Here is a 21,889-nt window from a genome sequence, read left to right on the forward strand (position 1 = left end):
CGGCGCTTCGCACTGGCCTATGCAACTCCCCCGTCCTTTAGAGCCTCGCCACTATGACTCCGTCCGTTGTAGTACTCACCAATTTATCGGCCACGGCCGAGCGGGCTGCGCGGTACGCCGCCATCTTGGCGGCTCCGCTGCACCTGCCGCTGGCGTTGCTGCATCTCTACCACGACCCCGTTCTGGACCCGGAGCTGGTAACGGTAACCGTTTCGCAGGCCTACCGCAACCAGGCCGAAACCATGGGTGCCCTGCAGGAGTTGGCGGCCCGGCTGCCCACGCCGGCCGCCATTACGGTATCGGTGCAGCCGCTTACGCAAGCCGTGGAAGATGCCATAGATCAGTACAAAGCCGGTTTGCTGGCTATGGGTCTGAGCACGGAGTATGACCTGCTTGACCACGTGCTGCACAACCAGGCACTCCCCATTTTGCGGGCCACGCCTCAGCCTCTGCTGCTAGTACCCGAAGCCGCGGAAGCTTCCTGGCTACCCCGCCGTATTTCCTTGGCCTTGGATGCCGACCCTTTTACCCTGAGCGAGCCTTCCCGCCGTCTGTTGCCCCTGCTGCACTCTTGGAGCGCCGACTTTACGGTGGTGCACACAGCCGCCCCCCACGAGAAAGAGGCGTTTCGGGGCCAGCGGGCGCTTGCACAGGCCCATCTGAATGCGCTGCTGCCGGCCGGCAAACCCGCCGAGCTCTACGAGGAGTACGACCTAGCCCCAGGCCCAGGCATACTGCACGCCCTCGAAGACACGCAGGCAGATATGCTGGTGCTCATTGCCCGGCCGCACAGCTTCCTAGGCCACCTGTTTCATCGCAGCGTCACGAGCCAGGTGTTGCGCCAGTGCCAAGTGCCGGTGCTGCTGCTGCCCGCCAAGGAACAGTCTGGCTGGATGCCTGCGCTTAGCTAGCGGGCATCTGCCACTTCCCGCCTACGTTTATATCTAGTTCATTATGAAGCCGAACCTGCTTGTCCTGACTGATTTTTCGCCGGCTGCCGAGCGTGCCCGTGCCTACGCGGCCGCGCTGGCCGCCGCGCTGGATGCGGAGCTGCACTTGATGCATGTGTTTGCGCCGCTGCCCATCCCAACGGAAGCCGGCCTGGTGGTGCCCGTAGCCGATGAGCGCGCGATGCTGGAAAGCCGCAGCACGCTGGAGCAGGTGGCGGCCGCCCTGCCCGTGCCCGCCACCGCCGAGCTGCTGGAAACCGACTGGCTGGAAGCGGTGCAGCAGGCCCTGCAGAAATACCGCCCAATACTGCTGGTAGCAGGCCTCACCACCACGCACGGCCTCGTGGACGAATGGCTCAGCAACCGCGCCCTGCCTCTGCCCCACCAAACGGGCTACCCAGTGCTGCTGGTGCCGGAGCATCTCCCCGACGAGGCCCTGCAGCCACCTAAGCGTATTGCCCTCTCCGTAGAAGACCGGCCTTTTGTGCTGGGCCCTAAGGCGGCAGCTTTGGCGCCTTTTCTGGATACTCTGGGCACCGATGTGGTGACTATATGCGTGCTTCCCTGGGAAGACCGGGCCGGCGGCTGGGTGGGCGCGCAAGCGGCCCAGCAGTGCGGGCTCACAGGCCGCATGCAGCGCAGTGGCCTACATAAGGTGGTACATGAGGAGCCAGCAGTGGGTATTCAGCAAGCCATAAATGAGCTGAACTCCGATATGCTGGTTCTCCTCGACCAAGGACACGGCTGGCTGCATAAGATATTCAGTGGCAGCATCATCGGGGAGGTACTGCCGCACATGCATGTTCCGGTGCTGCTGCTGCCGGCCCGCACGCTGCCATATAAAGACTGAGGCTTGGCTTCACTTCTCTGCCAGAGCCCCGGCACTAGTTGCATAGGGGCTCTGGCTTTGCTTTTATCACCCTATTTGCCTGCGCCATGTCTCTCAACTTGATTGTTGTTTCGGGCTTTTATCCGGCAGCCCGCCATGCCGTAGCCTACGCCGACCAGCTGGCCCAGGCTCTGCACGGCAGCGTGGTACTGCTGCATGTCAATCGGGCTTCCGTATTCGATCCGTATGAGATGATGGGCGAAAAGTACCGCCAGGAGGAGCTAAGCCGCCAAACGGATACGGCGGCGGCCCTCTACCAGCAGGCGGAGGCCCTGCACGCCCCGGCCACCGTGGAAGTATCCACCGATTTGCTACCGAAACTGGCGCAGGATCTGGCTAAACGCCACCGGCCGGCGTGCTTTGTGCTAGGCCAGTCGGGGGCCTCGAAACTGGATGAGGGCAGCCTGACGGAAGCCTGTGAGGAACTATTGCGGGCGGGTCAGCACGCCATGTTGGTGGTGCCAGCCACGGCTCCCCTAGAGCTACCGCGCCGTATTCTGGTGGCCGCCGATGCCGAGCCCTTTACCTTGGCGCCCAATGCCCGCCCTATTGCGCAGCAGCTGCCCCAGCTGGGCTCCGTGGTGACGGTGGTGCACGTTTCGGAGGGGGTAGAGGATGATGCGGGCTGCGCCGCGGCGCTCCGGGCTGTGCAGGCCAGTGGCCTGGTTGCCGGCCTACCCACCCCCGAACTGCGCGGCTACACGCACGACGACCATGCCCTAGGCCTATTGGCCGCCGTGCAGGACACGCAGCCCGATCTGGTGCTAGTGCTGGCCCGGCCGCGCGGCTACCTCAGCGAGCTGTTTCACCGCAGCATCACGAGTCGCCTGCTCGAACGCTGCCCGGTGCCCGTGCTGGTGCTGCCCACTATGGTCTCCTGACAGCACTACTGGCCTAGTCGTTTCTCATCTCGTATTCTACTCCCCTGCTCATGGCTGTTTCCGCACCGGAGTCTCCTCGCACTACCTCATTACCAGCTGGGCTTGCTCCCGCCGAGGTGCAGCGGCAGCGGCAGCGCTTCGGCCCTAATATCCTGACTTCCCCCAACCAGCACCGGCTCTGGTCCATCATCCGCGGCATCGTAACTGAGCCCATGTTTGTGCTGCTGGTGCTCACGGCCGGCGTGTATCTGCTCATAGGCAGCCGCTCCGAGGCCTACGTACTGCTGGTGGCTACCGCGCTGGTGGCGGGCATTTCTTTTTACCAGGAGGCCCGCTCCGACCGCGCCCTGCAGGCCTTGCAGCAGCTCACGCAGCCGCTGGCCCGCGTGTGGCGTAGCGGACAGGAAGCGCAAATTCCGGCCGAGGAAATTGTGGTGGACGACATCCTGCTGGTGGCCGAAGGCGAGCAGGTGGGCGCCGATGGCCTACTGCTGGAAGCCCACGACCTACAAACCGACGAGTCATTTCTGACGGGCGAATCGCAGCCCGTAACGAAGGCAGCTGATGGTGTTCAATTGCTCTACGCGGGCTCTTCCGTGAGTGGCGGCACCGGCGTAGTGCGCGTATCAGCCGTCGGTAGCCAGACGCGGCTAGGCCTCATCGGGGGCCTGATGCAGCAAGTGAATACGCCTCCTACGCCCCTTCAGCAGCAGGTAAGAGCCTTTGTGCGGCGCATGGCGCTGGTGGGCGCTACGGCGTTTGTGATGGTCTGGAGCTACAACTGGTGGGAGTCGGGGAGCTTCGTGCATGGGCTTTTGCATGGCCTCACCATTGCTATGGCAGTGCTGCCCGAGGAAATTCCGGTGGCGCTTTCCTCCTTTATGGCCTTGGGCGCCTGGCGCCTGATGCGGCAGCGCATTCTCACCAAACAACCCCAAACCGTAGAAACGCTGGGTTCCGCCACCGTCATCTGTGTCGATAAAACGGGCACACTCACCCAGAACCGGATGGCCCTCAGCCACCTGTACTGCCCCACCGACGCTGCTGGACCGCAGCCTTTTGTGCTAGGCCAGTCGCTTTCCTCTGCCGCGTCGCAGCTACTGGAAACTGCCATGTGGGCCAGTGAGCCGCAGCCCTTCGACCCCATGGAGCAAGCTCTGCACCTGGCCTACGCGGCCACCGCGGCCCACGACGAACGGCCCGCCTATACTTTGGTGCACGAGTATCCGCTGGGCGGCCATCCGCCCATAATGACCCACATTTTCGCTAACGCTGTCGGCCAACGACTAGTAGCCTGCAAGGGCGCACCTGAAGGTATTATTGCGCGGTGCCACCTGCCGGCCGCGGCCCGGGCGGCAGCCCTGGCAACGCTGGAAGAACTAGCCACCACGGGCCTGCGCGTTCTGGGCGTGGCCCAGTGCTTGGTGCCGCCCGCCACCTACCCCGCCGATCAGGAAGAGTTTGCGTGGGAGTTTGTGGGGCTGGTTGCCTTCACCGATCCGCCCAAACCTGGCACAGCAGCCGTCCTCCAACAATTCTATGGGGCTGGCCTACAAGTAAAAATGATTACCGGCGACAATGCCGTGACGGCCGCCGCCATTGCCCGCCAGATAGGCCTACGCCACCCCGAGCCCGTTTTGTCGGGCGCCGAGGTTCTGCAACTCAGTCCGGCGGCTTTGCGCCAGCGTGTGCCCGATGTGGATTTGTATGCCCGTATGTTTCCGGAGGCGAAGCTGCGGGTGGTGGAAGCCCTGAAAGCCAACGGCGCAGTGGTAGCCATGACCGGCGACGGCATCAATGATGGCCCGGCCCTGAAGGCCGCTCACATCGGGGTGGCTATGGGGCAGCGCGGCACGGAGCTGGCCCGGCAGGCGGCGGCCCTTATTCTTCTGGATGATGAGCTGAGTGGCATGGTAACGGCCGTCGGCTTTGGCCGCAAAATCTATGACAACCTAAAAAAGGCTGTTCAATACATCATTGCCATTCACATCCCCCTGATTCTGACCGTACTGGTGCCTTCCCTGCTGGCCTGGCAATATCCGGTGCTGCTGGGTCCGGTGCATGTTATTTTGCTGGAGCTCCTGATGGGCCCAACTTGTTCTATAGTATTCGAGAATGAGCCCATGGAAGCGGATACTCTGCAACGCCCGCCGCGGGTGGCGGCCTCGTCGTTTCTGCAGCTGCGGGAGCTGGGCAGCAGCCTGGTCCAAGGCTTGGTAATTGCGGCGGGCGTGCTGGGAGTAGCCGCCTACGCCCAATCTGCGGGCTACTCTGAGACGCTGACGCGCACCCTCACATTTACTACGTTGCTACTGGCCAACGTGCTACTTACCCTCGTCAGCCGCTCCCGGCGGCACACACTGCTTACCACCCTGCGCTACCATAATGCGCTGTTGCCCCTCATGCTGGGCCTTACGCTGCTCCTATTGGCGCTGTGCCTCACGATTCCGGCGTTGCAGCAGCTGTTTCAGCTACAACCCCTGACGGGGAGGCAGCTGGCCTTATGCAGCGCCGTGGCCTTGGCCAGCACGGGGTGGTTTGAAGTGTATAAAGCCCTGCGCCACTCGCAAAGCCCTAACAACAAAGTGGCCTAGCAGCGCCTAAAACATCTTTTTTTTGCACAATGCCCCTAGGCCTATCTCCCGGAAGCTGGATGCTGTGCTGTAGCTGCTGCCGGCAGCTTTCACCCGATTTTCCCTGCAGGTGCCCTGGCATGGCGCTTATCATGTTCGCATCATGTTGCGGCAGTAGGTTGCGCACATCTAGGCCATTCCCTAATACTCTCGGCCCAGATGCGCATACCTATTGCAATAGAAGAGGCCCCGGGTTGTAGTCGGGGCCTTTTCGTTTTCTAGGCCTACTCCGGCTCGTCAGTGTGCTCTACGCCCTTTCTCGAATACGGAATAAGGCGGTCGGTAAACAGCAGAGTACCTCAACCGGCCTATGTAGTGGCCTAGGAAGATGCTTGGACCACATCAGTGCGTTCTGGCAGCCAGTGATGAAATGACGGCACCTGTTTTCCCGAGAAACTGTTGCTGCGCCGCGCTATTCATCTGGCAAACCGCCGTTTACTTCACCTTCACGGTGGGCACCAGCGGCACCGTCTCAACGAGCTCCAGCGACTTGACCATTTCGGTGGTGCCGTTCTTGTACTTCAGGAAGTGGGGCGTGAGCAAATGGGCCTGGTAGGCCGCTGTGCTGGCGTATATTTCCAGAATGGTAATGCGGCACGGGTTGGCCTTCTCCGACACTGCGTACAACGTTAGCACACCGGGCTCCAGTCGCAGTGAATTCTCAATTTCCTCCTTTAGAGCAGCCTTGTAGCACACTAGCTGCGCAGGATAAATTTCCAGCTTGGCCAGCCGCACAAGCTGATTGCTCGGCGGCCGCAGGGCGGCCGCAGGGCTGCTCGCTGCCAGCGCCAGCAGTCCCGCCGGAAGAAGTAGAAACAGGCAGCGGTAAAGTGCTTTCATCTTCATGACGAATGGAAATTATGTGGTACGTGTGTCAGGCGCTTTCGTCAAGATAGCCCCGGCAGTGTTATGACCGCGCAACCTGGCATTCTTCGTCGGTGACGGGCCCCAGAATGCACAGTTTCGGAATATTGCCCTGGGAGCTGTACTGCGGAAAAAGAAAAAAGCTCGATAACAGGTTGGTTAAAACCTGTTATCGAGCTTCTTGGTGGGCCCAACTGGAATCGAACCAGTGACCTGCTGATTATGAGTCAGCTGCTCTAACCGATTGAGCTATAGGCCCGGCGTGCTTCCGACCAGCTTGCTGACGGGTTCCGCTGCGCAAACTTCGAATTTTGTGAGCGGAATTGCAATTCCCGTCCCATATTTCAGCCATTACTCTGAGAAGTTGGTTTAGCTTTTCCTGACTATTGTAGTCTGACTGTTCCGTTTATCTCTGCTACTTATGCCCACACGCAAACCAAACCTGCTCTTCGATTTTGGAGGCGTACTGATTGATATTGACTACCAGCGCACGCTGGAGGCCATGCGGCGCCTGCATCGGCATGGCGGCACCATTGAGTTTACCCAAGCCGCTCAGGCCGAGCTGTTTGATGCCATGGAAACGGGCCGCCTGACGCCCGAGGAGTTCCGGGCAGGCCTACGCACCCACTACGAGCTGGAAGCCACCGATGAGGAGCTGGACGCCGCCTGGAACGCGCTGCTGCTAGAAGTACCCGCCGAGCGGCTGGCCCTCGTGGCCGAGCTGCGCGCCCAGGGCCACGAAACGGCCTTACTTTCCAACACAAACCAACTGCATATCACCGCCATCAATAAGAAGCTGCGGGAGCAATACGGCTTTGCCAACGGCATTGCCGATGCGCTGGACCGTGTGTTTTACTCGCAGGAAGTAGGTCTACGTAAGCCCGGCGAAGAAATTTTCCGGCATGCGCTACGCGAGATGAACTGGAAGCCGGAGGAAACGCTTTTCATCGAAGACAGCCCGCAGCACATTGAAACGGCCCAACGCCTGGGTCTGCATACGCTGTACTTAGCTCCGCCCCTTACTCTCACCGACGCTCTGCCCGACGCCCTCCGTGCCTTCTCCTGAGAATCCTCCGCTCCTGCCCTTTCCTGATGCTCCGGCGCCCACCGACCTGTCTCCTTACGAGGACGCCATGGCGGCTTTCACGCGCTATGAGCGGCCTACACCTCGCTGGCGCCGCTATTTGCTGCACGTAGGCCTTTTCCTGCTCACGCTGCTCACTACCACCCTGATGGGAGTGGCACTGGTTGGGGTAAAAGATTTCGATTTAGAGCTGCCGTACGAGGTGCTGCTGCAGCCTTGGCCAGCTATGTGGCAGGCGCTACGGCCGGGGTTGTGGTATTCGCTGCCGTTTCTGGGGGTGCTCACGGTGCATGAGTTCGGACACTATTTTACGGCCCGGTTCTACCATATTCGAGCTACACTGCCATTTTTCATTCCGTTTCCGCTGGGGTTTGGCACATTTGGGGCAGTCATTCGCATCAAGGACCGGATTTTCTCGCGCAAGGAGTTTTTCGATGTGGGTCTGGCTGGGCCACTAGCCGGTTTTGTGGTAGCAGTGGGTGTACTGGCCTACGGCCTGACGCACCTTCCACCGCTGGAATATCTGTTTCAGTTGCACCCGGAGTACCGCCCATACGGCGCCGACTATGCCCGTTATGTATATCCGGCCGGGCAGAAACTAGGCCTGGTACTTGCCCAGCCGTTGCTGTTTCAAGGCCTTGCCTCTTTACTGGCCGACCCAGGCCGCATGCCGCACCCCAATGAGCTGATGCACTATCCGGTGTTGGTGGCGGGTGTACTCTCCTTATTCTTTACGGCTCTCAATCTGTTGCCCATTGGCCAGCTAGACGGAGGCCATATTCTGTATGGCCTGCTAGGCCAGCGGCGGGCAAGTCGGTTGTCGGGGCTGTTTTTTATTGGCTTTATTTTCTACGCGGGCCTAGGCCTGTTCACCCTCCAGACGAGCGGCAAAAACTGGCTGTATTGGGCCGGGCCCTATTTTGTATACCTCCTGGCGGCTTTCTGGCGTGCCTTACCCACCAAGCGACGGGTGCTGATGCTGGCTCTGGCCGTGTGGGCCGCCCAAATTGTGGTGGCCTCTGCCTGGCCTGGCCTAGAAGGCAACCCAGGGTGGCTGATTTTTGGACTGATTCTGGGGCGGGTAACCGGGATATATCACCCGGGTGCCCCCGATGAGCGCCCCCTCACACCGGGCCGAAAGGTGCTGGGCTGGGTGATGCTCCTTATTTTTGTGCTTTGTTTCACGCCAGCGCCCTTACTACTTCAGTAGCATTCTGCTACCCGGCCTGGCGTTTTCCCTCCCTCATGGATCTTACGTATCAGCATCCTTTTCTGTATCAAACCCATTTGTCGTTGCGGGAGCAAAGCATGTATGTGCGGCGCAGTAACTCGCAGTGGCAGCCGAGCCTGGAGCTTGCGGTGCCATTTGAGGAGATTCTGCCGTTGCGCACCGAAAAAGTACGCCATGTCCCGAAGCAGCGCCTCGTAGGCCTGTTGTTCTTCCTGGTCTGGCTAGGCCAGGACATTCTGCGCCATCCTTCCCTGGATGGTCAGCTTACCCCCGAGGCGCAAGTGTATGGCGGCATGATGCTGCTGATAGTGGCCTACTGCGTGTACGGTTGGTTTAACTGGTGGAACGTGTGGCAGCTGCGCACTCCGCACCTCTCGCTCACGCTCCCCGACTGGCCTAGTCGCCGCGCTCCATTTCAGCAATTTGCCTTCGCTCTGGAGCAGCGTGCCCACGACTACTTGCGCCAGGAGTATGCTGACGTTAATCCACTAGGCCCCATTGAGCTACAACTGCACCGCCTGAACTGGCTTCACCGCTTAGGTGTGCTTTCCAAACAAGAGCTTCAAACCCTGAGCACGCGCCTCACCGGTCGCATTTCTCTTGACCCGCTTACCCTAATGGGCCAGGAGCTGGAAACGCCGTATGTGAATTAACAACTAGCTCCAGCCCGTCATTGCGAGGAAGCACGACGAAGCAATCTTTCCTTCAAGTCGCGCCAATTGTTAGCTAACTGAAAAGCCCTTACCTCCACTGTAGAGGTAAGGGCTTTTCGTTTACATTAGAAATGCTGCAAACAACCAGGAAAGATTGCTTCGTTGTGCCTCCTTGTCATTGCAAGGAGGCACAACGAAGCAATGACAAGGAGTGGCCTAGCGGCCTTCCAAGGCAGCTACGCCGGGCAGCTCTTTGCCTTCCATGTACTCCAGCAGGGCGCCGCCGCCGGTGCTGATGTAGGAAACTTGATCGGAGAAGCCGAGCTGGTTGACTGCCGCCGCGGAGTCGCCGCCGCCGATGAGGCTGAAGGCACCGGCTTTGGTGGCTTCCGCAATGGCCTGAGCCACGGTTTCGGTGCCTTTGGCGAAGTTGCTCATCTCAAACACACCCATCGGGCCATTCCACAAGATGGTTTTCGACTTGCGCACGATGTCAGCAAACACCTGCTGCGACTCGGGGCCGAGGTCTAGGCCCATCCAGCCGTCTGGGATTTGGCTGTTGGAGGCTACTTTGGTCTGGGCGTCGTTGGCGAATTTATCGGCGATGATGCTGTCGGTGGGCAATACTAGGTTCACGCCTTTGGCTTTGGCCTTCTCGATCAGGCTCAGGGCCAGATCCATCTTATCGGCTTCCAGCAACGAGCCCCCGATGCTGCCGCCCTGGGCTTTAGCAAACGTGTAGGCCATGCCACCCCCGATGAGCAGGTTGTCTACCTTATCAAGCAGCTTCTCAATCAGCAGAATTTTATCCGAGATTTTGGCGCCGCCCATAATGGCCGTGAAGGGGCGCTCGGCCTCTTCCAGCACTTTCTTGGCGTTGTCCAGCTCGCTTTGCAGCAGGTAGCCCGCCACGCGGTCTTCGGGCGCGAAGCTGCTGGCCATAACCGCCGTAGAAGCGTGCTTGCGGTGCGCGGCTCCGAAGGCGTCGTTTACATATACATCACCGAGCTTGGCGAGCTGCTTCGCAAATTCGGCGTCGCCTTTCTCTTCTTCGCCATAGAAACGCACGTTTTCTACCAGCAGAATTTGGCCGGGCTGCAGGGCCTTGGCTTTGTCCTCCGCTTTCAGGGCGTCGTCGGCAAACTGCACCTGCGTGCCGTACTCTTGGCCTAGGCGAGCCACAATGTGCTGCAGCGAGTATTTATTTTCCGGTCCACCCTTTGGACGGCCCAGGTGCGAGAGCAGCACCACGGAGCCGCCATCGGCCAGAATTTTCTTGATAGTAGGCGTTGCGGCCCGGATCCGCGTGTCGTCCGTGATGCGGAAATCCTTGTCGAGCGGCACGTTGAAGTCCACACGTACCACGGCACGCTTGCCGGCGAAGTTGTACTGATCGAGGGTTTTCATGGAATAGAAATGGGGTTGGATACGGCGAAGGTAAGATTTCATGACTGAGTTAGGACCCGAAATCATCTAGTTTGCTAAGCGAAACCGAAGCAGCTCTACTTCTGCCTGACCAAACTGCTAGCTCTCGAAACAGTAACTATAGTTCAGCTTTGCTGAGCATGACACGTTATTTGTCGATTGTTTGTTCTCGGCCATCAACTACTGATTGACTTACCTCACCTCTCGAAATACTACCTTTGCGGCACGTATGAAAATAGGCATCTTCTTCGGCGGCCCGTCGCGCGAGCGGGAAATTTCCTTTGCGGGCGGCCGCACTGTATATGATAACCTGGATAAGTCCTTGTTTGAGGCGGTACCCGTGTTCGTGGACAGCCTCGGCAACTTTATCCTGCTGGATTGGCACTTCATTTATAAAGGCACCATCCGCGACTTTTACCCACCCGTATCGGCGCTGCCGCGCACGGAGCTGCCGGTGCAGATGTACCTGGAAAGCCTGGGCGAGCTGAGCCTGGAGGAGCAGGACCGCATTATTGCGGAAGTAGGCCGGCGCGTGCTGCCTCACGAGCTGCCCCAGCTCATCGACTTCGCGTTCCTGGCTCTGCACGGCCCCGGTGGCGAAGATGGCGCTATTCAGGGCCTGTTTGAGTGGTACGGCATTCCGTATTCGGGCTCCGGCATTCTGCCCTCGGCATTTGGTATCGATAAAATTGCTCAAAAGAAGCTCCTAACGGCGCTGAATAGGCCTACACCCGCTTTCCGCCAGATTACGGCCGAAGAATGGGATGCCGCCGACCACGCCGCTACGCTGGAGTATCTGGTGCGCGAGCTAGGCCTGCCGCTGGTGTTCAAAGCGCCGCGCCAAGGCTCTAGCATCGGCATCAGCATCCTGCGCGAAGCGGACTTGGCGAAGTTTGAGACGGCTGTAGAGCGCAGCTTGTTCCGCAAAACTGTGACCAAGCAGGAGTGGCTAGGCCTATCGGAGCAGAAACGCATCATGTGGCTGCAGCAGCTGGTGGATATCCGCGAGGGTATTGGCCTGCCGGTTGTGCTCAATGAGGAGCCAGAGCTGATTTACCAGCCGGAGCAACTGCTGAACATCCTGAACGAGCGCCTGCAAACGACCGAAAGCGTGCGCCTTACCAGCGTGGAGGGCGAAACGCAGGTGCTGGTGGAAAGCTTCGTGCATGGCCGCGAGTTTTCCTGCATTGTGGTAGAAGACCCCACCGGCAAGCCGTTGGCGCTGCCGCCCACCGAAATTGTGAAGGGCGAGGAGATGTTCGACTACCGATCGAAATACCTGCCTGGCCTAGCGCGCAAAATCACGCCCATTGACCTGCCCGAAGCCGAAATTCAGCGCATTCGGGAAGCGTGCGAGGAGATGTTCAACACCTTCGGCTTCCAGGTGTATGCCCGTCTCGACGGCTTTATTGGGCGCGATGGCAACCTCTTCCTGAACGACCCGAACACGACGTCGGGCATGTTGCCAGCTTCGTTCTTCTTCCATCAGGCAGCTGAAATCGGCCTGAACCCGTCGCAGTTTCTCACTTACTTGATACGCACTTCATTGGCAGCTCGCCGCCGAGGTGGCCTACGGCCAGTGAAGCTGGCGAGCCTGCTGGCGCAGCTGGATGCTGCTGTGGCGGCGCGGGCCAGTGAGGAGCGCACCCGCATTAAGGTGGCCGTCATTATGGGTGGCTACTCTTCGGAGCGTCACATTTCGGTGGAAAGCGGCCGTAATATATACGAGAAGCTGAGCTCCTCGGTGAAGTATGAGCCGGTGCCTGTGTTCCTGACCGGCAACAGCCAGGAGTTCCGCCTGTATGTGCTGCCCATCAACGTGATGCTGAAGGACAACGCCGACGACATCCGGGAGAAAGTGGAGCACATGGAAGCCGGCCACGGCCTGCACCCGGTGCTGGCCCGCATCCGGCAGGAAGCCCAGGAAATCACGAATACCTACGCGGGTCAGCCCACGGCCCAGCCCCGGCGCGTGTCGTTTGAGGAGTTGGCCGGCATGGTAGATGAGGTGTTTATTGCCCTGCACGGCCGCCCCGGCGAGGATGGTGCCCTACAGCGCGAGTTGGAGAAGCTGGGCCTGCCTTACAACGGTTCGGGCGTAGCCAGCAGCTCTGTCACTATTAATAAGTTCGAGACCAACCGCCGCCTGCGCGAAGCTGGCCTACGCGTGGCCGAGCACCGCATGGCCAACCGCCTGGAGTGGGACGCCGATGCCGAAGGCTTTTACCGCAGCCTCGAAACGCAGTTCCCCTACCCCTTCATTGCCAAGCCCGCCGACGACGGCTGCTCTTCGGCAGTAAAGAAAATCAAGAACCGCGCAGAGCTGGAAGCTTTCACTAAGCTCATCTTCCGTGAGCAGGAAGACCTCATGATTGCAGATGCGCAGACGTTGCATCTGGGCTTTAAGGAGGAATTTCCGCAGAAAGACGCTTTCCTGGTGGAAACCCTGATTGAGCGCGATGGCGCTGCCCACTTCCTCGAAGTAACTGGTGGCCTACTAACGCACTGGGGCGAAAACGGCGAGCTGCAGATAGAAGTATTTGAGGCGTCTGAAGCACTGGCTACAGGCGAAGTACTGAGCCTGGAAGAGAAGTTTCTGGCCGGGGAAGGCCAGAACATTACGCCGGCCCGCTACGCCACCGAAGCAACTGAGCGCCAACGCATTTCTGATGAAGTGAAACAGGAGCTGCGCCGCGTGGCTGAAGTGCTGAACATCCAGGGCTACGCCCGCATCGATGCATTTGTGCGGGTGCGGCAGAACGGAGCCGTGGAAGTGCTCATCATCGAGGTCAACTCGCTGCCCGGCATGACGCCCGCCACCTGCATCTTCCACCAGACCGCCCTGGCCGGCTACACGCCCTACGACTTCATCGACCAGATTCTGGAGTTCGGCAAAGCCCGCCAGGAGAAGGCAGGCGTGCAGCAATAATGCATAAGAATATGCAATAGAACGTCATTCCGAGCGTAGTCGAGGAATCTCGCGTGCTGATGTATGAATACTATCACAACGTCAGCACGCGAGATTCCTCGACTACGCTCGGAATGACGTTTTTGTCTCAGCTTGCTTTCAAGCTTCACACTAGCTCCCAAATTCCTAGTTTTGTCGGTGGCTTCTAGCTCCTGACGTCTAGCTTCTAACTTCTCCCAAAAGAATGTCCTTTTTCAAATCTGATACACCGGCCGACGTACTGAAACACTTGGTGGTGATTCTGGTGGCGGCCGGAATGCTCTTGTTCGGGTTCTTCTACGTGTATCTGCCCCTAACTACCAATCACGGCGAGGTGATTGAGGTGCCCAAAATCACGGGCATGCAGCAGACCGATCTGGAGGATTATTTGGATGAGCGCAACCTGGCGTATTTCGTGGATGACAGCACTTACCGGCCCGAAATAAAGCCGGGCACAGTACTCAACCAGGAGCCCAAGCCCGGCGAGAAGGTGAAGGAAGGCCGCAAGCTCTACATCACGGTGGCCATGAAAAACCCGCCGGTTATCAAGATGCCCAAGCTCACGGATGGCTCGCTGAAAAACGCGCAGATGATTCTAAAGAGCTATGATCTGGTGATTGGCCAGATCAAGTTGGTACCCAATATTCAGCAAAACGCGGTCCTGAAGCAGTTCGCCAACGGCAAGGAAATTGCTCCTGGCGCACCCATTGCCAAGAATACCAAGGTAGATCTGGAAGTAGGCGACGGCCTAGGCAACCAGGAATTTCCGGTTCCGAACCTCGTGAACATGCCGGCCGATGAGGCCGTAACGCTGCTAGCGGGCCAAGGTTTGCAGGTAGGCGAGCGGTTCTATCAGGAGCCGGCCGAGGGCGAAACGGAAGGCAGTGTTGTGAAGCAGCGGCCCGTTCCCGGACCCGGCGCCACCATCCGGATGGGCCAGCTCGTGGACCTCTGGATTGCGGGCAAAGAACCTATTCAGGAAGTGAAGTAGAGCGGCCTAGCGCCCCTGTTTAAAAGAAACTGAAGGAAGGTTCGTTGTAGTAGCAGCGGACCTTTTTTCATTTCCGTACGTGTAAGGAACCCTGGGCCGCTGCTGTAGTTAGCGCGTAGTTCCGACCTTCGCGGCTGGGCCGCTTTGCTCTCGTTATATTCCTCTATGCCTCGTTTCTTACGCTTCGTTACTAGTCTGGCAACCGCCGCGCTAGGCCTGTTTCCGCTCCTGGGCCAGGGCCAGGTAGTGGGGCCACTTTCCTCGGGCACACCGCTGCCGCCCGCCCCGGCTACCGCCCGCCGCCTGCAGGCCCTCACGCTGCCGTTTTTCGATGATTTTTCCGGGCAAGGCGAGGGCCGCCCCGCCGAGCAGAACTGGCTCCAGACCGGCGGCACCTTGGTTAATAACCGCTTTGCTCGGCGCCCACCCTCCAAAGGCGTGGCTACCTTCGATGGGTTTCGGGCCGATGGGCGCTCTTACGGGGGCGTATCGGCGGTGGGTGCTACAGATTCGCTGACTTCTCAAGTCATTGATTTGAGTGGCCTAGGGACCACTGATAATGTGTTCCTGAGCTTCTTTTGGCAGGCGGGCACGCTGCAAGGTCCGCCGGCGCCGGCTACCAGCTCCCGCCCCATTGGGTTATATGTCGATTTTAAGGACGTGACCGGCAACTGGCGCGAGGTAGGCCAGATTCGGAGCGCTGGCGATACCACCAATTTCCGGTTTCGGGCCGTGGCTATCAATCAGACGAGCTACCTGCACAAGGATTTCCAGTTCCGGTTCCGGGTATTTGGCTACCAGTACAACGGCCGCGACGCCTGGAGCATCGACTACGTACGGCTCGACCGCAACCGCTCGGCCACCGACTCCACCTTCCGCGATATTGCCCTGAGCCAACCCCTGCCTAGTGCCCTGCGCCGCTACACGGCCATGCCCGTAGGCCAGTTCAACCAGAACCCTACCCAGGAGTTGGCTGCCCGCACGCGCACCACCATGAACAACTTCGACGCCGGCCCTGCCCCTACGCCCATCAGCTGGACGGGCACGCTGGACGTGCTGCCAACGGGGCCTACCACGCAGTTTCTCACCGGAATTCGGTCCCTGGATGCTGGCCCGGGAGGTCAGCAGCAGCCTATCATCGGCAACCCGCAGCTGGCCACGGTACCGGTATCGGCCACGCCAAAGCGTCTGCGTCAGCGTATTACGCTGCTCACCAATGAAACCAACCCGCTCACGCTGGCCAACGATACCATTTCGCGCGTTACGGAGCTAGCGGACTATTATGCCTATGATGATGGCAGCGCCGAAGCCAGCCTGAGTCTGCCCGCCGCCTCTACGGGGCCGGCCACGTACCTGGCCACCCGCTATGAGCTCAACCAGCCCGATGTGGTGCGCGCCATCCGGATTTATCCGCTGGCCACGGCGCTGGGCCGGACTATTACCGTCAATATCTGGGAAGACGCGAACAATCAGCCGGCCGCTACGCCCAAAGCGTCGCAGAGTATTCCGATTCCGAACCCGCTGCCCAACGGACAGGCCTACCTCGACGTTCCTTTCGCGGCTCCGGTGCCCGTAAGCGGACGTTTCTACGCCGGCTACGGGCAGGCATCTACTTTGCAGAACGTGGAGTTTGGCGTCGATCTGAATAACGCGCCGCCAGCCGGCTATCTGTTCACCAGCCAGTTCGGCGCCTGGAGCCCAGTTAAGCTGGCCACTACCAAAAGCCCCGAAGGCGCCCTGATGCTGCGGCCGCTGATGGGTACGGCCGTGCTCACGGCAACCACTCTAGCCACTGTAGCGGCGGGCTATACGCTGTACCCCAACCCCTCAGCCGATGGCCTAGTGCAGGTGCAGGGCCGCTATGTGCGCGCAACGGTGCTCGATGCTTTGGGCCGGGTGGTGTGGGAGCAGCCCGCCGGCGAAGCGGGCAAAGCGCAGCTTTCCTTACAGCAACTTCGGCCCGGCGTGTATTTCGTGCGCCTTACTCTCGCTGGCGGCCTCACCGTCACGAAACAGCTGGTGCGGCAGAACTAGGGTTGGCGAGGCCTTTGCCGATCCTTCGGCAAGCTACTGATGTGCTTTCTATTCAGTAGGTTTGTGTTCCGCTCCCCATTAACATTCCTCTTTTCTATGAACGACATCACTTCTGCTGAGTTAAAAGAACGCCAGGCAAACGGTAACGCACCCGTCATCATTGATGTGCGCGAAACTTGGGAAAACGAAGAATCCCGCATTGAAGGCAGCCAGAATATTCCGCTCGGCACTCTCCCCCAAAAACTCGACGACCTCGACGACCTGAAAGAGCAGGAAGTAGTGGTGCACTGCAAAGGCGGTGGCCGCTCGGCTTCGGCCAAGGCATTCCTTTCGCAGCAGGGTTTCCAGAAAGTGCGCAACCTGATTGGTGGCATTCAGGCCTACCAACAGGCCTAGAGCCAGCTTTCTGCTGAAGGTTTTTTTGCGAGTCCAGGCAAACGCTGGGCGGAATTTGGTGACTGGCCTAGCAGCTGGTTCCAATTCCTCCCGGCGTTTGCCTGGACTCGCTTTTTCAGTGGCTGGTTCTGAACTTGATGAGGCGCGGCTGTAGCGGAAGCCCTCGTTGCAGGGACTGAAAATTGTCACCTGTTAGCAGGAATTCGTAGTCGTGGTCGGGCTGTAACACCGCTTTGTAGGTGACAGTTTTTTTGTCTGGCGAGAAACGGCCATACCCTACTAGCGGCCACATGGCCTTCCCACCGGGGCCATAATCAATAGAGGTATAAGGGGCCATCGGCTCCGAAAACTCGATGGTGAGCTCCTGCAGACTGGCTTCAACGGATTGGTTGCCGACTGGCAACTGCCGAACTCCTACCACCGTGGGCCGCTGACGCGCGTAGGCCTCTTTGAGCCTAGGCATAGCTTCTGAAGCGTAATACCCCGACTTTAGCAGGAAGGCCTCCACGGCCTGGTCGTTGGTATAGTCCAGCTCTACCATTTCCCGAATGGCGCGCGGCTTATCCTTGGCCCGGCGGTAGTACGTCCGACAGATGCTATAGCCCATGTAGTAGCCGAGGTCCGGCACATGGTGGGGGTCAGTAGATTCCTGATTATAGAACCAATGCCCGAAGTTGGGGTTGAACATTTCACTGCCAAAGCGCTCTTTCAGCTCAGTCTCATGTTTGGGGCCATAGGTCATGTACAGTTGGGGCACCGGTTTGCCGGTAGCCAACTCCGCCAGCAGGTCGCAGGTACCTTCATAGATAGCCTGGCCTAGCACACGGTTTCCGGGGCCTTTGAGCTGGGTATGCACGTACTCGTGCACGTTCAGCGGAATAAAGTCCCGGAGAGGATCGAGCTGGAAATGCCGCTTTAGATACGCCTGCTTACCGGGCGCAAACTCCGAAATATCCACGCTGGTGTTGCCTGTTGCCAACTCCGTCCCAATCAGCACAAGGCTATCCTTCGTGGTGCCGCCGGAACTCAGCGCGCCAATGGTGAAGTACAGGCTGGCCGGACGCAGAGGCGGATACAGCTGCTGGAGCTTGCCCAGATATGGCGCAATGCCAGCGGCAGCGGTTTTAGCCAGCTGCGTGCGTGGCCGGATAGAGGCCCAGAAACGGGGGTAGCGCCGCACGGCACTCACCCAATCTTCGGCCTTATACTCTTTAGCGTCCATAAGCGCCCGCAAGCCCGGCGTGCCGCGCTTGATGTATAAGGCATTAATGTACTGCAGTTGGCGCAAGCTATCCGTGGTGGTGCGCATACTGTCGTAGGCCACCCAAAAGCGGTCAATGTCGGAGAAGATGATGCGGGGCGGCCGCTGCTGGCCTACTGCGCTCAGGGTAGTAAACAGTAAAACAAGTCCGGCAAGAGTGCGCTGCAGCATAGGGGTAACGGAATAAGAATTATGGGATTAATAGATCAGGTGCAAACTAAGTATTCGTCTGCCGTTACCACCAGTTCCAGCCCGGAGCATTCCTGCTACTCCTGGTACTTGACACCAACACAACCCTCATAAATTTCGCAGACTACGCACCTACACCCTACCACAGCTAGCCGACAGAAAATTTTTATATTGGTTTTCAGCAAGCTGGACCATTATTTTCATTTTTAGTTGTGCGCAATTAAACATTACGCAACCATTACCCGTTTACCAACCAGAAGGATATGAAAACAGAACCCATCCATAACGCCATCAACCCGCTACAGCAACTGGACAACCAGTTGTGCTTCCCGCTGTATGCCCTCTCGCGGATGATTACCAAGGCCTACCAACCCCTGCTACAGGAGCTGGACCTGACGTATCCGCAGTACCTGGTATTTCTGCTGCTATGGGAGCATCAGGAACTGACGGTGAAAGAGCTGGGCGAGAAACTGCTGCTGGATTCTGGCACGCTCACGCCCCTGCTCAAGCGCCTGGAGCAGAAACAATGGATCAGCAGGCGGCGCGACCCGCGCGATGAGCGCTCCGTGATTATCGGGCTGCTGCCGGCGGGGCGTGCGTTGCAGCAGCAGGCGTGTAGCATTCCGGAAAGCGTTTTCGCCCAACTCAATATGTCACAGGCGGAGTTTGAAACCCTTCGCACGCAACTGAAACACCTCTTAACCCAACTGGCCTAGGCCAGTATTTTTTTACTTTTCTTCTCTACTACCGATGAAAATCGTTGAAAAATTCTTCACCGCGCAAGCCAAAGCCAAAGGTGGCCGCGACGGTGCCGTTACCACCAACAACAATGCGCTGACCGTTGACCTGAGCACGCCCAAAGAAATGGGCGGCCCCGGCAAAGCCGGCGCTACCAACCCCGAGCAGTTGTTCGCCGCTGGCTATGCCGCCTGCTTTGAAGGCGCCCTGGGCGTTGCGGCCCGCCAGGCCAGCGTGAAGCTGGAAGGCGTGACGGTGGAAGCACTCATCGGTTTCGGCAAGGCGGAGGATGGCGGCTACGGCATCTCGGCCGATCTGCACGTGAACCTTCCCGGCCTGGAGCAGAAGCAGGCCGAGCAGCTGGTAGAAGCGGCGCACGGCATTTGCCCCTATTCGCGCGCTACCAAAGGCAACATTGAAGTGGCCCTCACCACAACTACCCACGCCGCCTAGGCCACTTGGCCGGCTAACGAGCTGTCATCCGGAGCGAACCGCATACATGGCGGTAGTGCAGAAACTCACGCCCGCTAACTGAACGCCACCTTGTGGGTTGTTCTATTGGGCAGGTTCTGCGTTCAGCTCCAGATGACAGCTTTGTTTTTCACTCCTCTTACCTCTCGCTATGCAAAACCAAACCATCCGGCTGGCCAGCCGCCCAACCGGCGCCCCAACTGCCGAAACTTTCCAGTTTACCACTTCCGAAGCTCCTACGCCGACTCCCGGCCAGGTGCTGCTCAAAACGCGCTACGTGTCCGTTGACCCCTATATGCGGGGCCGAATGAGCGCGGCGAAGTCGTACGTTGCGCCGTTTGAAGTAGGCGAGCCGATTGCGGGCGGCGTGGTGGCCGAAGTAGTGGAAAGCAACCTCGACAAACTCCCTGTCGGCAGCTTGGTAGTGGGCAACCTGCCGTGGCAGCAGTACACCGTTTCAGATGGGAAAGGCCTGCAGCAAATTCCGGCGGGCCCTGCACCCATCAGCTATTTCCTGGGCTTGCTGGGTATGCCCGGCCTGACGGCGTATTTCGGCCTGCTCGATATCTGTCAGCCCAAAGCCGGCGAAACGGTAGTGGTTTCCGGTGCGGCCGGAGCCGTGGGCATGGTCGTAGGCCAGTTGGCCAAAATAAAAGGGGCCCGCGTGATTGGTACCGCCGGCTCCGATGAGAAAGTGGCCTACCTGAAAGAGTTGGGTTTCGATGAAGCCATCAACTACAAAACTGCCAACATCGCGGAGGCGCTGGCGGCGGCCGCGCCCAATGGCGTTGACTGCTACTTTGATAACGTGGGTGGTGAAATCACCGATGCGGTGTATGATTTGCTGAATAAGCACGCCCGCATTGCCCTCTGCGGCCAGATTGCCAGCTACAACGCCACCGAAGCACCTGTTGGCCCGCGCCCCGAAGGTAAGCTCCTCAAAACCAGCGCCAAGCTGCAGGGCTTTATCGTTAGTGATTACCTGCCGCAATGGCCTGAGGGCGTGAAGCAGCTTACGGAATGGTATAGCCAAGGCAAGCTCCGGTTTGAGGAAACCATTACGGAAGGTTTCGACCAGATTCCGAACGCATTCCTGGGCCTGTTCAAGGGCGAAAACACCGGTAAAGCCCTTGTGAAAGTGGCCTAGGCAACCCCCCTCTCTTTTTCCTTATGTCAACTTCAGCTGAAATTCTGTGCATCGTGGCCGAATGGCGCACCCGGCCCGAGCACGCCGAAACCGTACGCCAACTCATGGCGCAAGCCGCTGCGGCTGTTCGCCAGCACGAGCCCGGCAACCTGCTCTACGTAGGCCACCAGGACCCCAAAGACCCGGCGCATTTCCTGTTCTATGAGCAGTACGCCAACCAGGCGGCGCTCGATGCGCACGTGGCTTCGGCCCACTACAAGGAACTGGTAGCCGGCCAAATTGTGCCGCTCCTGACCGAGCGCACGGTTTCACTGTATAAGCTACTGGCCTAGCGCCTGTTGCACGTTTTATTCTCACCCTTACACCCTACACACATGAACATTCTGATGGTTCTGACTTCGCACGATCAGCTCGGCGACACAGGTCATAAAACCGGCTTCTGGCTGGAAGAATTCGCGGCGCCTTACTACGTGTTTAAGGATGCCGGTGCCACCCTTACCATCGCCTCGCCCAAAGGCGGCCAGCCACCCCTCGACCCCAAAAGCGACGACCCCAGCGCCCAGACCGACGCCACCAAACGCTTCAAGCAGGATCCGGAGTCGCAGAAAGTCTTGGCCAATACGGTAAAGCTCGACTCGGTTTCAGCGGCTGATTTTGATGCTGTGTTCTACCCCGGCGGCCACGGCCCGTTGTGGGATCTGGCCGAAGACAAGCAGTCTATTGCGCTGATTGAAACCATGTATAACGCCGGCAAGCCCGTGGCGGCTGTGTGCCATGCGCCCGGCGTGCTGCGCCATGTGAAAGCCTCTGACGGCACGTCGCTGGTGAAAGGTAAATCAGTAGCCGGCTTCACGAACACCGAGGAAGAAGCTGTGCAGCTGACCAACGTGGTGCCGTTCCTGGTGGAAGACATGCTGAAAGAAAACGGCGGCAACTACTCCAAAGGCCCCGATTGGGCTCCGTATGTGGTTAGCGCCGGCAACCTCATCACGGGCCAAAACCCTGCTTCTTCTGAGAAGGCAGCAGAAGAGCTGCTGCAACTGCTGAAGAAGTAGGCCTAGGCCACTTCCCGAACGACAACGCCTCCCCTATTTCCGATAAACGG

The 21,889-nt window shown here is 59.0% G+C and carries 19 protein-coding genes and 1 tRNA gene; 16 read left to right on the plus strand and 4 right to left on the minus strand.

Features of this window, described 5'->3' with window-relative positions:
- The first annotated feature begins 53 nt into the window (after positions 1-53).
- From CFT68_RS08035 to CFT68_RS08050, 4 genes are all read left to right on the plus strand, one after another.
- Positions 54-911 carry a universal stress protein gene (locus CFT68_RS08035; RefSeq protein WP_088842892.1) on the plus strand — a complete coding sequence of 286 codons (858 nt, stop codon included), beginning with the start codon at positions 54-56 and terminating at the stop codon, positions 909-911.
- A gap of 43 nt (positions 912-954) precedes the next feature.
- A complete protein-coding gene (locus CFT68_RS08040; protein ID WP_088842893.1) occupies positions 955-1,800 on the plus strand; it encodes a universal stress protein in 846 nt (281 codons plus the stop codon).
- 86 nt (positions 1,801-1,886) lie between these two features.
- Positions 1,887-2,720 carry a universal stress protein gene (locus CFT68_RS08045; protein ID WP_088842894.1) on the plus strand — a complete coding sequence of 278 codons (834 nt, stop codon included), beginning with the start codon at positions 1,887-1,889 and terminating at the stop codon, positions 2,718-2,720.
- A gap of 50 nt (positions 2,721-2,770) precedes the next feature.
- On the plus strand, positions 2,771-5,314 hold the full coding sequence (locus tag CFT68_RS08050; protein WP_088842895.1) for an HAD-IC family P-type ATPase: 2,544 nt from the start codon (positions 2,771-2,773) through the stop codon (positions 5,312-5,314).
- A gap of 474 nt (positions 5,315-5,788) precedes the next feature.
- On the opposite strand, the gene CFT68_RS08055 is transcribed toward CFT68_RS08050, so the two are convergent.
- A complete protein-coding gene (locus CFT68_RS08055; RefSeq protein WP_245815310.1) occupies positions 5,789-6,193 on the minus strand; it encodes a putative quinol monooxygenase in 405 nt (134 codons plus the stop codon).
- A gap of 206 nt (positions 6,194-6,399) precedes the next feature.
- Positions 6,400-6,476, minus strand: a tRNA-Ile gene (locus CFT68_RS08060).
- A gap of 162 nt (positions 6,477-6,638) precedes the next feature.
- Between CFT68_RS08060 and CFT68_RS08065 the strand changes: the two genes are divergently transcribed.
- Genes CFT68_RS08065 through CFT68_RS08075 form a run of 3 tightly spaced genes read left to right on the plus strand, consistent with a single transcriptional unit; the run spans position 6,639 to position 9,185 of the window.
- Positions 6,639-7,283 carry an HAD family hydrolase gene (locus tag CFT68_RS08065; RefSeq protein ID WP_088842897.1) on the plus strand — a complete coding sequence of 215 codons (645 nt, stop codon included), beginning with the start codon at positions 6,639-6,641 and terminating at the stop codon, positions 7,281-7,283.
- On the plus strand, positions 7,270-8,511 hold the full coding sequence (locus CFT68_RS08070; protein ID WP_245815311.1) for a site-2 protease family protein: 1,242 nt from the start codon (positions 7,270-7,272) through the stop codon (positions 8,509-8,511). The genes CFT68_RS08065 and CFT68_RS08070 overlap by 14 nt, the downstream gene beginning before the upstream one ends.
- Positions 8,512-8,546: 35 nt before the next feature.
- Positions 8,547-9,185 carry a hypothetical protein gene (locus CFT68_RS08075; RefSeq protein WP_141106490.1) on the plus strand — a complete coding sequence of 213 codons (639 nt, stop codon included), beginning with the start codon at positions 8,547-8,549 and terminating at the stop codon, positions 9,183-9,185.
- Between the two features lie 216 nt (positions 9,186-9,401).
- On the opposite strand, the gene CFT68_RS08080 is transcribed toward CFT68_RS08075, so the two are convergent.
- Positions 9,402-10,592, minus strand: coding sequence for a phosphoglycerate kinase (locus tag CFT68_RS08080; RefSeq protein WP_088842899.1), 1,191 nt, complete (start codon positions 10,590-10,592; stop codon positions 9,402-9,404).
- A 247-nt stretch (positions 10,593-10,839) separates the two neighbouring features.
- Here CFT68_RS08080 and CFT68_RS08085 point away from each other — a divergent pair, with 247 nt between their 5' ends.
- The 4 genes from CFT68_RS08085 to CFT68_RS08100 all read left to right on the plus strand — a co-directional run bounded on the left by CFT68_RS08085 (position 10,840) and on the right by CFT68_RS08100 (position 16,978).
- Entirely contained in the window at positions 10,840-13,539 is a 2,700-nt protein-coding gene (locus CFT68_RS08085; protein WP_088842900.1) for a D-alanine--D-alanine ligase family protein, read from the plus strand.
- A 223-nt stretch (positions 13,540-13,762) separates the two neighbouring features.
- Positions 13,763-14,548: a PASTA domain-containing protein gene (locus tag CFT68_RS08090; protein WP_088842901.1), complete on the plus strand. Its 786-nt coding sequence runs from the start codon at positions 13,763-13,765 to the stop codon at positions 14,546-14,548.
- Positions 14,549-14,713: 165 nt separating this feature from the next.
- Positions 14,714-16,582: a T9SS type A sorting domain-containing protein gene (locus tag CFT68_RS08095; protein WP_088842902.1), complete on the plus strand. Its 1,869-nt coding sequence runs from the start codon at positions 14,714-14,716 to the stop codon at positions 16,580-16,582.
- Positions 16,583-16,678: 96 nt separating this feature from the next.
- On the plus strand, positions 16,679-16,978 hold the full coding sequence (locus tag CFT68_RS08100) for a rhodanese-like domain-containing protein (protein WP_088842903.1): 300 nt from the start codon (positions 16,679-16,681) through the stop codon (positions 16,976-16,978).
- Between the two features lie 115 nt (positions 16,979-17,093).
- On the opposite strand, the gene CFT68_RS08105 is transcribed toward CFT68_RS08100, so the two are convergent.
- Entirely contained in the window at positions 17,094-18,410 is a 1,317-nt protein-coding gene (locus CFT68_RS08105) for a hypothetical protein (RefSeq protein WP_088842904.1), read from the minus strand.
- A gap of 281 nt (positions 18,411-18,691) precedes the next feature.
- Here CFT68_RS08105 and CFT68_RS08110 point away from each other — a divergent pair, with 281 nt between their 5' ends.
- The 5 genes from CFT68_RS08110 (at position 18,692) to CFT68_RS08130 (ending at position 21,839) form a co-directional block, all read left to right on the plus strand.
- Positions 18,692-19,144, plus strand: a complete 453-nt coding sequence (locus tag CFT68_RS08110; RefSeq protein ID WP_088842905.1) for a MarR family winged helix-turn-helix transcriptional regulator — start codon at positions 18,692-18,694, stop codon at positions 19,142-19,144.
- Between the two features lie 34 nt (positions 19,145-19,178).
- On the plus strand, positions 19,179-19,619 hold the full coding sequence (locus tag CFT68_RS08115) for an organic hydroperoxide resistance protein (protein ID WP_088842906.1): 441 nt from the start codon (positions 19,179-19,181) through the stop codon (positions 19,617-19,619).
- Positions 19,620-19,788: 169 nt separating this feature from the next.
- Positions 19,789-20,784 carry an NADP-dependent oxidoreductase gene (locus CFT68_RS08120; protein WP_088842907.1) on the plus strand — a complete coding sequence of 332 codons (996 nt, stop codon included), beginning with the start codon at positions 19,789-19,791 and terminating at the stop codon, positions 20,782-20,784.
- 23 nt (positions 20,785-20,807) lie between these two features.
- A complete protein-coding gene (locus tag CFT68_RS08125; RefSeq protein WP_212590374.1) occupies positions 20,808-21,116 on the plus strand; it encodes a putative quinol monooxygenase in 309 nt (102 codons plus the stop codon).
- A gap of 42 nt (positions 21,117-21,158) precedes the next feature.
- Positions 21,159-21,839, plus strand: a complete 681-nt coding sequence (locus CFT68_RS08130; protein WP_088842908.1) for a type 1 glutamine amidotransferase domain-containing protein — start codon at positions 21,159-21,161, stop codon at positions 21,837-21,839.
- The last annotated feature ends 50 nt before the right edge of the window (positions 21,840-21,889 follow it).

Source organism: Hymenobacter gelipurpurascens, assembly GCF_900187375.1.
Classification (GTDB): Bacteria; Bacteroidota; Bacteroidia; order Cytophagales; family Hymenobacteraceae; genus Hymenobacter; species Hymenobacter gelipurpurascens.